This is a genomic window from Chromobacterium sp. CV08, from assembly GCF_051129845.1.
Taxonomy (GTDB): Bacteria; Pseudomonadota; Gammaproteobacteria; order Burkholderiales; family Chromobacteriaceae; genus Chromobacterium.
The window spans coordinates 3758260-3770323 of sequence record NZ_CP150453.1; the positions used below are offsets into that span (position 1 = coordinate 3758260).

9 protein-coding genes are annotated in these 12064 nt (G+C 67.1%); 7 read left to right on the forward strand and 2 right to left on the reverse strand.

The window, feature by feature from the left end; all coding sequences use genetic code 11:
• Positions 1-44: 44 nt before the first annotated feature.
• The 5 genes from hrpA (at position 45) to WNM05_RS17170 (ending at position 8814) form a co-directional block, all read left to right on the forward strand.
• Entirely contained in the window at positions 45-3980 is a 3936-nt protein-coding gene (gene hrpA, locus WNM05_RS17150; RefSeq protein ID WP_434629086.1) for an ATP-dependent RNA helicase HrpA, read from the forward strand.
• Positions 3981-4126: 146 nt separating this feature from the next.
• Positions 4127-5194 carry an HD-GYP domain-containing protein gene (locus tag WNM05_RS17155; RefSeq protein WP_434629088.1) on the forward strand — a complete coding sequence of 356 codons (1068 nt, stop codon included), beginning with the start codon at positions 4127-4129 and terminating at the stop codon, positions 5192-5194.
• Between the two features lie 102 nt (positions 5195-5296).
• Positions 5297-6745 carry an alkaline phosphatase gene (locus tag WNM05_RS17160; protein ID WP_434629089.1) on the forward strand — a complete coding sequence of 483 codons (1449 nt, stop codon included), beginning with the start codon at positions 5297-5299 and terminating at the stop codon, positions 6743-6745.
• 26 nt (positions 6746-6771) lie between these two features.
• Positions 6772-8118 (forward strand): alkaline phosphatase, encoded by a 1347-nt coding sequence (locus tag WNM05_RS17165; RefSeq protein ID WP_434629091.1) that lies wholly within the window; start codon positions 6772-6774, stop codon positions 8116-8118.
• Between the two features lie 54 nt (positions 8119-8172).
• A complete protein-coding gene (locus WNM05_RS17170; RefSeq protein ID WP_434629093.1) occupies positions 8173-8814 on the forward strand; it encodes a hypothetical protein in 642 nt (213 codons plus the stop codon).
• Here WNM05_RS17170 and WNM05_RS17175 read toward each other — a convergent pair.
• Positions 8793-9587 (reverse strand): AraC family transcriptional regulator, encoded by a 795-nt coding sequence (locus WNM05_RS17175; protein WP_434629095.1) that lies wholly within the window; start codon positions 9585-9587, stop codon positions 8793-8795. The genes WNM05_RS17170 and WNM05_RS17175 overlap by 22 nt on opposite strands.
• A gap of 95 nt (positions 9588-9682) precedes the next feature.
• Here WNM05_RS17175 and WNM05_RS17180 point away from each other — a divergent pair, with 95 nt between their 5' ends.
• Both WNM05_RS17180 and WNM05_RS17185 read left to right on the forward strand, forming a co-directional pair.
• On the forward strand, positions 9683-10828 hold the full coding sequence (locus WNM05_RS17180; protein ID WP_434629097.1) for a Bcr/CflA family efflux MFS transporter: 1146 nt from the start codon (positions 9683-9685) through the stop codon (positions 10826-10828).
• 174 nt (positions 10829-11002) lie between these two features.
• Positions 11003-11263 (forward strand): hypothetical protein, encoded by a 261-nt coding sequence (locus WNM05_RS17185; RefSeq protein ID WP_434629099.1) that lies wholly within the window; start codon positions 11003-11005, stop codon positions 11261-11263.
• Positions 11264-11297: 34 nt separating this feature from the next.
• On the opposite strand, the gene WNM05_RS17190 is transcribed toward WNM05_RS17185, so the two are convergent.
• A complete protein-coding gene (locus WNM05_RS17190; RefSeq protein WP_434629100.1) occupies positions 11298-12062 on the reverse strand; it encodes a YdcF family protein in 765 nt (254 codons plus the stop codon).
• Positions 12063-12064 lie beyond the last annotated feature (2 nt).

Sequence of the window (12064 nt, forward strand, 5' to 3'; positions counted from 1 at the left end):
TCTGCTATAATCGGCACTTTGCGCAATCCTCCGTTCTTTAGCCGATGACACCAGCCGCCCGCCTCGCCGACCTGAAATCCGCCCTGTCCCACTGCCTGATCCGCGACCGCCACATCCTGCGCCGCAAGCTGGCCGACGCCGCCGAGCGGCTGAAGAAAAACCAGCCGGCCGACAAGCTGCTCTCGGACATCGCCGGCCAGGTGGAGCGCTCGCGCGGCCGCGCCGACGCGCGCCGGGCGCATCTGCCGAAACCCAGCTTCGACGACGCGCTCCCGGTCAACCAGAAGCTGGCCGACATCAAGACGGCGATAGACCGGAACCAGGTGGTCATCATCTGCGGCGAGACCGGCTCAGGCAAGACCACCCAGTTGCCCAAGATCTGCCTGGAACTGGGCCGCGGCGTGTTCGGCCTGATAGGCCACACGCAGCCGCGCCGGCTGGCCGCGCGCTCGGTGGCGACGCGGATCGCGCAGGAGCTGGGATCGACGCTCGGCGAACACGTCGGCTTCAAGGTGCGCTTCACCGACAAGCTGTCGGAAAAGTCGGTGATCAAGCTGATGACCGACGGCATCATGCTGGCGGAGACGCAGACCGACCGCTACCTGGAAGCCTACGACACCATCATCATCGACGAGGCGCACGAGCGCAGCCTGAACATCGACTTCCTGCTGGGCTATCTGAAGCAGTTGCTGCCGCGCCGGCCGGACCTGAAGATCATCATCACCTCGGCCACGATAGACGCGGACCGCTTCTCCAGGCACTTCGACGGCGCGCCGGTGATCGAGGTGTCCGGCCGCACCTACCCGGTCGAAGTGCGCTACCGGCCGCTGAAGCAGCGCGACGAGGACGAGCGCGAGATGGAGATGGAGGACGCCATCGTCGACGCGGCGGACGAACTTTCCCGCCAGGGCCCCGGCGACATGCTGGTCTTCCTGCCCGGCGAGCGCGAGATCCGCGAGACGGCGGAGAAATTGCGCAAGTCCGGCATACGCGGCTACGAAATCCTGCCGCTGTTCGCGCGCCTCAGCAACGAGGACCAGCAGAAGATCTTCAAGCCGTCCGGCGGCCGCCGCATCGTGCTGGCCACCAATGTGGCCGAGACCTCGCTGACGGTGCCCGGCATCAAATACGTGATCGACACCGGCCTGGCCCGCATCAACCGCTACAGCCCGCGCGCCAAGGTCGAGCAGCTGCAGGTGGAAAAGGTCTCGCAGGCCGCCGCCCGCCAGCGCGCCGGTCGTTGCGGCCGCGTCGAGGCCGGCATCTGCGTACGCCTGTACGCCGAGGACGACTTCAATGCCCGCCCGGCCTTCACCGACCCGGAAATCGTCCGCTCCAACCTGGCGGCGGTCATCCTGCGCATGGCCGCGCTGCGCCTGGGCAAGGTCGATGCCTTTCCCTTCATCGAGGCGCCGTCCAGCCGCCTGATCGCCGACGGCTACCAGGTATTGACCGAACTGGGCGCGGTGAACGAGCTGGGCGAGCTGACTCCGGTCGGCAAGGAGCTGGCGCGGATACCGGTGGATCCGAAAGTGGGCCGACTGCTGTTGGCCGGCCGCGACTACCATTGCGCGCGCGAAGTGCTGATCATCGCCGCCGCGCTGTCGATCCAGGACCCGCGCGAGCGGCCGTTCGAGGCCCGCGACGCGGCGGAGAAGGCCCAGGCCCGCTTCAACGACGAGAAATCGGACTTCCTGTCCTTCCTGCACTTGTGGGACTTCTTCGCCGACGCGCTGAAGAACAAGAAGACCAATCGCCAGCTGGTCAACGCCTGCCACGAGCACTTCCTGTCGTATATGCGGATGCGCGAGTGGCGCGAGCTGCACGCGCAGCTGGCCGAGATCGCCGGCGAGCTGGGCCTGATCACGCGCGACGAGGCCCATGCCGACGCCGAACAGCCGGACGCGCAGATGTCGGCCAAGAAGCGCCAGCAGGTGGACGCCGTCGCCTACGAAAACCTGCACAAGGCGCTGATCACCGGCCTGATCGGCAATATCGGCATGAAGAACCAGGAAGGGGACGACTACCAGGGCGCGCGCGGCGTCGCCTTCCACGTCTTCCCCGGCTCCGGCCTGAAGAAGGCCAAGCCGAAGTGGCTGGTGGCGGCCGAGCTGGTGGAAACCACCCGCCTCTACGCCCGCTGCGTGGCCAAGATCGAGCCGGAATGGGTGGAGAAGCTGGCGCCGCACCTGGTCAAATACCACTACTTCGAGCCTCACTGGGAAAAAAGCCGCGGCGAGGTTGTCGCCAGCGAACGCGTGACGCTGTACGGCCTGACGCTGATCCCGCGCCGCGCGGTCAGCTACGGCCGCATCGCGCCGGAGGAGGCCCGCGAGCTGTTCATCCGCGGCGCGCTGGTGAATATGGAATACGTCAGCAACGCGCCTTTCTTCCAGCGCAACCAGCAGCTGATCCGCGAGGTGGAGCAGCTGGAGCACAAGGCGCGCCGCCAGGACGTGCTGGTCGACGAGGAAGCGCTGTTCGCCTTCTACAGCGAGCGCGTGCCGGCCGAGGTGGTGGACGCCGCCAGCTTCGAAGCCTGGCGCAAGGAGGCTGAAAAAACCGAGCCCAAGCTCTTGCACCTGACCCGCGAAGAGCTGATGCGCCACGCCGCCCAGCACGTGACCGAGAACCAGTTCCCGGAATGGCTGGAACTGGAGGACGGCAAACTTCGGCTGCGCTACCGCTTCGAGCCGAAGCACCCGCTGGACGGCGTCACCATAGACGTGCCGCTGGCCATACTGAACCGCCTGCAGCCCGCGCCGTTCGAATGGCTGGTGCCGGGCATGGTGCGCGACAAGCTGCAGCAGCTGATCAAGGGCCTGCCCAAGCAGGTCCGCCGCTGCTGCGTGCCGGTGCCCGACTTCATCACCCGTTTCCTGACCAGCAACCCCGACCAGCAGCAGGCCATCGCGCCGCAGCTGGCGCGCTTCATCCTGCGCGAGACCGGCGGCGTCAAGGTGGACATCGACGCGTTCAACGCGCAGGAACTGCCGGAACACATGTTGTTCAACTTCCGCGTCATCGACGACGGCAAACAGGAGATCGGCATGGGCCGCGACCTGGCCGCGCTGCAGAAGCAGTTCGGCCAGGCGGCGCAGCTGACCTTCCGCGACACCAGCGCCGAGTTCGAGCGCGACGACGTCAAGGCCTGGGACTTCGGCGATCTGCCGGAGAGCATACAGTTCGCCCGCGGCCGTCAACAGCTGACCGGCTACCCGGCGCTGACGCTGGAAGAGGACCGCGTCGCCATCCGCCTGTTCGACACCGAGGCCGTGGCCGAAAAACATCACCGCCAGGGCGTGGTGAAGCTGCTGCAGCTGCAATTGAAGGAGCAGATGAAGCAGCTGGGCAAGGGCCTGCCCGGCATGACCCAGATCGCGCTGCAGCTGCGCGCGGTGGCCAATGCAGACGATCTGCTGGCCGACGCCATCGCCGCCATCTGCGACCGCGCCTTCATCGGCGAAGACGCGCTGCCGCGCAATGAAAAGGCCTTCAACGATCAGAAGACCCGCGCCCGCACCCGGCTGCCGGCCGTGATCCAGGCGGTGGCCCAGTACCTGCAGCAAATCGCCGCCGAATACGTGCCGCTGACGCAAAAAGTTCAGAAGCATAAACTCGGCCATGAGCTAAAACAACAAATGGAAACATTGGTTTACAAGGGCTTTCTGACCGCCACGCCATGGAGCCAGCTGCCGCACCTGACGCGATACATGAAGGCGATGAGCCTGCGGATGGACAAGCAGCCGGCCAATCCGCAGCGCGACGGCCAACGCGGCGCCGAAATCCGCGAGCTGTGGCAGCAATGGCAGCAGCGGGTGGCGGAACAGCAGGAGCAGGGAGAGGTGGCGCCGGCGGTGCTGGATTTCCGCTGGATGCTGGAGGAGCTGAGGGTCAGCCTGTTTGCCCAGGAGTTGAAAACCCCTTATCCGGTCTCGGTCAAGCGGTTGCAGAAAGTCTGGAGCGAACTGCCGCGCTAGGCGTGAAAACTACCAGCTTGCGATGACATTAGATTATCATCCCGTGAACATTGACATCGCAAGCGGCCACCACCATGCCTGTGGATTCACCCAAAAAAACAAGCAAAGTCTACTCCTCTATGCTGTCCATCGGCAAAGAGCTGCAGATGGACGTCTTCTCGGAGAGCGGCTTCCTGCTGCTGAAGCGCGGCCATTACGTGCTGACGCCGGAATTGAAGCAGAAACTGATCAAGATGGGCTTCGCCGAAGCCAGGCCCGAGGCCAAGGCGGCGGACAAGCCCAATATCAACGACCACAAGAAGCATTCGCTGTTCGAGGACATCGCCTTCCTGCAGCTGCGCGTGAAGAACGTGCTCCACCACGCGCTGACCGCCCAGGACTTCGAGGCCAAGGTGATGGAGATCGCCCAGACGCTGATCCGGCTGGCGGAGACGCACCGGGACGCGCTGATCGCCTCCATCTTCCTGGTGCCGTTTTCCGAATACAGCGTCGCCCACTCGCTGCACACGGCGGCGCTGCTGTCGATACTGACCCGCCACATCACGTTGCCGCCGAAGCACCGCGAAACGCTGATCTGCGCGGCGCTGACGATGAACATCGCCCAGGTGGAGCTGCAGAACGAGCTGTTCGGCCAGGCCGCCCGCCCCGACGACCACCAGCGTCAGGCGATATTCGACCATCCGATCATGAGTTCGGCCATCCTGCGCGAGGCCGGCGTGGACGACCAGTTGTGGCACACGCTGGTGCAGACCCACCACGAGTCCTGGCAGGGCAACGGCTACCCGTTCGCGCTGCCCAGGGAGCAGATACTGCCCCCTGCCCACATGCTGCACCTGGCCGACATCACCTGCGCCAAGCTGCTGCCGCGCCGCTACCGCTCGGCGCTGCTGCCCGCCACCGCGCTCGGCCACATCTTCCAGCGCAAGGACACCGAGTTCGACCAGGCCTTCACGACGATGCTGATCAAGGAACTGGGCATCTATCCGCCCGGCAGCTTCGTGCGGCTGGCCAGCGAGGAGATCTGCGTGGTGATCTCGGCCGGCGCCAAGCCCAGCGAACCGATGGTGGCGGCGATACGCCGCGCCGACGGTCCGCCGTACGGCACGCCGCTGCTGCGCGACACCGGCAAGCCCGGCCTCAAGGTCACCGCCCCCTGCCACGCCGGCGAGGCCAAGGTCAGGGTGTCCTTCCTCGCCCACCTGTGGAAATCCTGAGCGGACACGACGCCGTCATCCAATCTTAACATTCCGGTATCTTGGCAGAAACAAGCTGAAAATATCATTTGTGCGCATTTTTCAAATAAAAAGGTTATTCCAATGCGCACCTTCAGTCTCAGCCTGACGCTGCTGGCGACGCTGTCGCTGGCGGCCTGCGGCAGCGGCGGCGGCAATGCCGCCCGCTCCCAGGACAACGCCGAAAACCGGCCCGTCGCCGCCAAGAACGTCATCTTCTTCCTCGGCGACGGCATGGGCATCGCCACCACCACCGCCGCCCGCATCTACGCCGCCGGCGAAGACGGCGAACTGACGATGGACACGCTGCCGGAGTCCGGCTTCGTCAAGACCTTCTCCAACGACGCCCAGGTCACCGACAGCGCGCCGTCGATGTCGGCCTATATGACTGGCGTCAAGATGAACAACGAAGTCATTTCGATGTCCACCGACACCGTGGCCAAATCGCCGACCGCCGAGCTGACGTCCAACTGCGGCGCCGGCAACGGCAAACCGGTCGCCACGCTGTTGGAACTGGCCAAGGCCGGCAACCGCGCCACCGGCGTCGTCACCACCACCCGCGTCACCCACGCCACGCCGGCCGCCACCTACTCCCACGTCTGCCACCGCGACGCCGAGTCCGACATCGCCGCCCAGCTGGTGCCCGGCGGCGCGCAATACAACTCGGCGCTGAAGGACGGCGTCGACGTGGTCTTCGGCGGCGGCCGACAGTTCTTCCTGCCGAAGGCCGCCGGCGGCAAGCGCGCCGACGGCCGCGACCTGGTGGCGGAACTGAAGGCCAACGGTTACGGCTACGCCGCCGACAAGACCGCCTTCGACGCCATCGACCCGGCGAAGACCCGGCGCGCCGTCGGCCTGTTCACCTCCAGCCACATGAGCTACGACCTGGACCGCGACACCGGCAAGGAACCCAGCCTGGCCGAGATGACGACCAAGGCCATCGCCATGCTGGCGAACCGGACCGACAAGCAGGGCTTCTTCCTGATGGTGGAAGGCGGCCGCATCGACCACGCCTTGCACGAGACCACCGCCAAGAAGGCGCTGCAGGACACCGTGGCCTTCGACCAGGCGATCAAAGCCGCCATGGCCGCGATGCAGCAGAAGGACCCGGGCCTGAAGAACACGCTGATCGTCGTCACCGCCGACCATGACCACACGCTGGTGCTGAACGGCTACGCCAAGCGCACCGGCAAGACCGCGCCGGGCAATCCGGGCGTGCTGGGCCTGGCCAAGGACTACGTCAGCGGCAAGAACCTGACCGACGCCGACGGCATGCCCTATTCCATCATCGGCTTCGGCAACGGCGAAAACCGCGTCGCCGGCGACCGCAACGCGGCGGCGGCGCTGACCGACGACGCCGTCTCGGCCAACGACTACCACCAGGAGGCGGCGATACGGATGCCGGCCGGCGGCGAGACCCACGGCGGCACCGACGTCTACATCGCCGCCGTCGGCCAGGGCGCCGACAGCATCCACGGCTTCCTGGAAAACATAGAAGTGTTCGGCCTGGTCAAGAAGGCCGCCGGCCTGTGATGGAGAACAATAAGATGAAAACCGCGATGAAAACCCTGTTGGCCGCCGCCGTGCTGGCCGCCCTGCCCGCCGTTCCGGCCCACGCCGCCGGCGAGGCCAAGAACGTGATCTTCTTTCTCGGCGACGGCATGGGCCCGGCCACCGTCACCGCTGCCCGCCTCTACCAGTACGGCGAGGGCGGCAAGCTCGCTATGGAGAAACTTGATCGCACCGCTCGCATCAAGACCTTCTCCAACGACGCGCAGACCACCGACAGCGCGCCGTCGATGTCGGCTTATATGACCGGCGTGAAGATGAACAACGAGGTGATCTCGATGTCGTCCGACACCCGCGCCATCGAGCCAAACAGCGACGGCACCGGCAACTGCGGCGCGAACAACGGCGCGCCGGCCGCGACGCTGCTGGAACTGGCCAAGGCCAGGGGCAAGGCCATAGGCGCGGTCACCACCACCCGCGTCACCCACGCGACGCCGGCCGCGACCTACGCCCACGTCTGCCACCGCGACGCCGAATCCGACATCATCGCCCAGGCGGTGCCCGGCGGCGCCGGCTACAACGCCAGGCTGGGCGGCGGCCTCGACGTGCTGATGGGCGGCGGCGGCAAGTTCCTGCTGCCCAAGGCCAGCGGCGGCAAGCGCGGCGACGGCCGCAACCTGCTGCAGGAATTCGCCGCCAAGGGCTATCCGGTGCTGCAGACCGGTTCCGACCTCGCCGCCTTCGACGCCAAATCGGCCAGCCGCGTCGTCGGCATCTTCGGCAAGGACCACCTGGAATACGAGCTGGACCGCGTCAAGAACAAGGTGGACCAGCCCAGCCTGGCGCAGATGACGGCGGCGGCGATAGACGTGCTGTCCAAGAACGGCAACGGCTATGTGCTGATGGTCGAAGGCGGCCGCATCGACCACGCGCTGCACGGCACCAACGCCAAGCGCGCGCTGACGGACGCCATCGCCTTCGACGACGCGATCAAGACCGCGCTGGCCAAGGTGGACCTGAACAAGACGCTGGTCGTCGTCACCGCCGACCACGACCACACGATGACGATCAACGGCTACGCCAAGCGCGGCAATCCGGTCCACGACATCTCACGCGGCTACACGGACGGCCAGCCGTCCAAGGACGCCGACGGCGCCGTCTACACGACGCTGGTGTTCGGCAACGGCCCCAAGCGCAAGCCGACCCGCGTCTCGGTCGATTCGGCCACCGCCACCGACGACGACTACCAGCAGGAGACCGGCATCCGCCTGTCCAGCGAGACCCACGGCGGCGGCGACGTGATGCTGATGTCCGGCGGCGCCGGCAGCAAGGGCTTCAAGGGCGTGATGGACAACACCCGGGTGTTCGGCCTGGTGAAGTCGGCGCTCGGCCTGTAATCCTCCTCGACGCGCGGCCCGGATGGGCCGCGCGTTTCGCTTTGGAAGCCATCAATGAAAATCTTGTCTCTCGCCGCGCTGGCGCTCGTCGCCCAGCAGGCTTTCGCCGCCGCGCCCGATCTTCAGGCCGTCGTCCGCTACGAAACCGTCAGCCGGGGCGCCGACGGCGTCGAGAAAACCGTCCGCTACAGCGAGCGCTGGGTGCGCCAGAACGGGCATGCCTGGCGCGAGCGCCTGAACGCCGGCGCGCCGCACCGCCACGACGACGACGGCCACCAGCATCTGGATTTCGCCGCCGCGCCGCGCCACGTCTGGCGCGACGCCAACGGCGCCCTGCAAGTGGAATTCATCCACGCGGCCAAGAAGGAAAGAATCGCGGTGGCGCCGCGCGAATGGCGCGATGCCGGCTTCGACGGCTCCTGGACGCGCGCCAGCCAGCTGGTGGACCTCGGAGAGATGCGCGGCTTCGCCAGGAAAACCGCAGCCGGGGGCGTCAGCGTCTACGACAAGGCCGGCAAGACGCTGCGCTGGAGCGAGCGCTGGCAGATGCCGCTGCAGGTGTCGCTGCGCTCGGCCGACGGCCGCCAGCGCGAAACCATCACCGTGGAGCCTCGGCCGCTGCCGACCGGCTTCGTCCCGCCCTGGCGGCGCAGCGCCGGCTGGCCGGAACGCGATTATCTGGACACGCTGGACTGAGCCCCACCCCCTGCCTGCACGTAACGCGCCGGCGTCTCGCCGACATGCTGGCGGAAAAAGGCGATGAAGGCGCTGTCGCTGGCGAACTCCAGCCGCTGCGCCGCCTCGCCCGGACTCGCGCCGTCCGCCAGCAGCTCCATCGCCCTCAGCAGGCGCCATTGCTGGCGCCAGGCCTGGTAGCTCATGCCGGTGTCGCCGATGAAGATCCGGCTGATCGTGCGCTCGCTGGCCCCCACCGTGTCCGCCAAGCGGTTCAGCCTCGGCGGCAAGGCTCCGCCCCGCACCTGGTCCAGCCATGAAGACAGCCGGGCATCGGTCGGGAACGGCAGCCGCCAGTTCTCGCCGCGCGCCGCCTGCAGTTCCTCGCCGAACACCGTCAGCAGGCTTGCCTGCTTTTCTGCGGACCAATCCCACGGCCAGAACGCCATCCGCTCTATCACCTCGCGCATCAGCGGATTGACCGCCACCACCTGCAAGGGCGGCGCGGGAAACGGCAGCTCGGGCGCGAAATACAGCGAACGGTAGGCGACGACGCTGCGCATCAGCGCGCGATGGACGGTGCCGGCCGGAATCCAGGCGGCGCGGCTCGGCGGCAGCAGGCACAGCGTATCCGCCAGCTCGATGGTGATGCAGCCCGCGGCGGCGAACAGCAGCTGGTGGCGCCGGTGGCAATGGCGGCCGGAGTCGTGCATGCCCATGTCGGCGGCGATGCCTATCACCGGCGCGGCGAAGGCGTCGGCGTCGAAGACCTGTCCCGCCTGAATCAAGGCCATTTGTCTGATTTTCGATAGATAAAGTCCTTATCATTGTAATCAGACATGGCGATTTTCTCTAGACTGGGCATCGTCAAGCAAGAAAGGAAAACACAATGAAAACGACGACCCGTCCGGCGCTGTGGCTGCTGACGGTGCTGATCCTGTTCCCGCAACTGGTGGAAACCATCTACAGTCCGGCACTGACCGACATCGCCTCCGCCTTCGGCGTCACCCAGACGCGCGCCTCGCAGACGCTGTCGGTCTACTTCCTGGCCTTCGCCGCCGGCGTCGCGCTGTGGGGCTGGCTCAGCGACGTTCTCGGCCGCCGCCCGGCGATGATGCTGGGCCTGGCCTGCTACGGCGCCGGCTCCGCGCTGGCGCTGGCCGCCGCCGACTTCGACACCCTGCTGCTGGCGCGGACGATTTCCGCTCTGGGCGCGGCGGCCGGCTCCGTGGTGGTGCAGACCATGCTGCGCGACAGCTACGACTCGGTCCGCTTGGCGCGCGTGTTCTCGCTGATAGGCGCGGCGCTGGCGCTGAGTCCGGTGCTCGGCCTGCTCAGCGGCGGCTGGCTGGCCGACCATTTCGGCCACCGCGGCGTGTTCGCCGCCTTGCTGCTGCTCGCCTTCGCGCTGTTGGCGCTGGCGGCGCTGCGGCTGCCGGAAACCCGTCCGATAGCCACGGTCCGTCCGAATATGGCCCGGCTTGCCGGAAGGATGCTGCGCGACGCCCCGCTGTGGCGCAACGCGATGCTGGTGGCGCTGTTCAACACGATGCTGTTCAGCTACTACAGCCTGGCGCCGTTCCTGTTCGAGCGGCTGGGCTGGAGTCCCGCCCAGTTCGGCTGGTCCGGCGCGGCGCTGGCCGCCGCCTCGCTGTCGGGCAGCCTGCTGAACCGCAGGCTGCTGGGAAGCGGACGGCAGCCGGCCCAGCTGGTGCGGACGGCCTGCCGACTGGCGCTGGCCTCCGGTCTGGCCGCCTGGCTGCTTGGCGATTCGACGTGGATACTGCTGCCGGTCGCCGGTGTCGTGGTCGCCTTCGGCATCGCCATTCCGAATGTGCTGAGCCAGGCCTTGCGCGACTATCGCAAACAGGCCGGCGCCGCCGGCGCGCTGTTCGGCCTCAGCTACTATCTGCTGTTGGGCCTGATGCTGGCGCTGTCCGGCCTGGCGCAAAACCTCGGCCTGGTGCTGAGCGTCTGCGCCGCGGTCGCGCTGCTGTGCCTATCGTTAGGGACTGCGAGAACGCAGCGGGACTGAAACGCAAACGGGGCCTGGACGCTTTCGCGTCCAGGCCCCTTTTCCGTTTCCCGGCGCCGGTTCATCGCGCCTGTCGCCATTCCATCCCCCGCATAGCGCATTCCGTCGCAATCCGATACCGCGCCGCCGGGCGACCGCCTACAGTCAGGCTACACACCACCCCAGGAGAATCGCATGAACCGGCAAAACCACTCGGAAGCCTTGACAGACCTCAGCGCCGCCCGCCACAAGATAGCCATCTACTGGCGACTGTACGTTGAATGGCTGATCGGAGTCGGCTGGGGGCGGCTGGCGCTGCTGTCGCTGCTCACCGTCATCCTCGGCGGCGTGCTGATGCTGCCTGGCCTGGCGACAGTGCTGATACTGGTTTCCATCCTGGCAAAGCTCTTTGCCGGCCCGCGTCGCCCGTCACCGGCGCTGCCGGACGAATCATAGGCCTGCCAGCCGACGGAAAGCCTCGAGCTGACGCTCAGACGCCCGGCCGCAAGCGGTAATACAGCATGCCCAGCGACTCCCGAAGCAGCGTGTGGCATTCGGCCATCGCGCTGCCGCTGGGAATGTAGCGGGCGGCCGCCGGGCCATCGTAGCGTATGAAGGCGGTCGGCGCCGGCAGCACCTGCAGGCCCTGTTGCCGGAAGAAGGGCACCGCGCGCGCCAGATGCCAGCCCTGGCTGACCAGCGCGATCCGCGTCGCGCCGTCGGCCTTCAGCATCGCCGCCGACAGCCTGGCGTTTTCCAGCGTCGTGTTCGAGCGGTTCTCCAGCCAGCGCACAGGCAGGCCGTAGTCCTGGCGCAGCGCGCGCGCCATCACGTCGGCCTCGGGCTCGCCGCCCATCGGCGCGCCGCCGGTGACAAGCAGCGGCTTGCCGCTGTGCCGGGCCAGGTAGGCGCCGTAGCGCAACCGGACCAGCGTGTCGCCGCCGGGCGCGTTGCCGTCGAATTCCGGCGCCTCGCGCTTGCCGCCGCCCAGCACCACGATGGCGTCGACGGCGGCCAGATCGGCCGGCCGCAGCGCCGGATAGCGCTCGACGCCCTGGGCCAGCCACATCGCCGTCTGCGGAATCGACAACAGATAGGTCAGCACCACGCCGAAGGCCAGCAACAGGCGGCCGGCGTACTGCCAGCGCCGGATCAGCATCGCGCCGGCAACGATGGGCAGCAGATTCAGAATCGGCGGCAACAACAAGGCGCCGAGCAGCCGGTGCGCCAACACCATCAGGCTCGCTCCGTCCATCT

Coding starts and splice junctions, on each gene's coding strand:
- hrpA (WP_434629086.1), top strand. CDS start 45: ATGACACCAGCCGCCCGCCTCGCCGACCTGAAATCCGCCCTGTCCCAC.
- WNM05_RS17155 (WP_434629088.1), top strand. CDS start 4,127: ATGGACGTCTTCTCGGAGAGCGGCTTCCTGCTGCTGAAGCGCGGCCAT.
- WNM05_RS17160 (WP_434629089.1), top strand. CDS start 5,297: ATGCGCACCTTCAGTCTCAGCCTGACGCTGCTGGCGACGCTGTCGCTG.
- WNM05_RS17165 (WP_434629091.1), top strand. CDS start 6,772: ATGAAAACCCTGTTGGCCGCCGCCGTGCTGGCCGCCCTGCCCGCCGTT.
- WNM05_RS17170 (WP_434629093.1), top strand. CDS start 8,173: ATGAAAATCTTGTCTCTCGCCGCGCTGGCGCTCGTCGCCCAGCAGGCT.
- WNM05_RS17175 (WP_434629095.1), bottom strand. CDS start 9,587: ATGGCCTTGATTCAGGCGGGACAGGTCTTCGACGCCGACGCCTTCGCC.
- WNM05_RS17180 (WP_434629097.1), top strand. CDS start 9,683: ATGAAAACGACGACCCGTCCGGCGCTGTGGCTGCTGACGGTGCTGATC.
- WNM05_RS17185 (WP_434629099.1), top strand. CDS start 11,003: ATGAACCGGCAAAACCACTCGGAAGCCTTGACAGACCTCAGCGCCGCC.
- WNM05_RS17190 (WP_434629100.1), bottom strand. CDS start 12,062: ATGGACGGAGCGAGCCTGATGGTGTTGGCGCACCGGCTGCTCGGCGCC.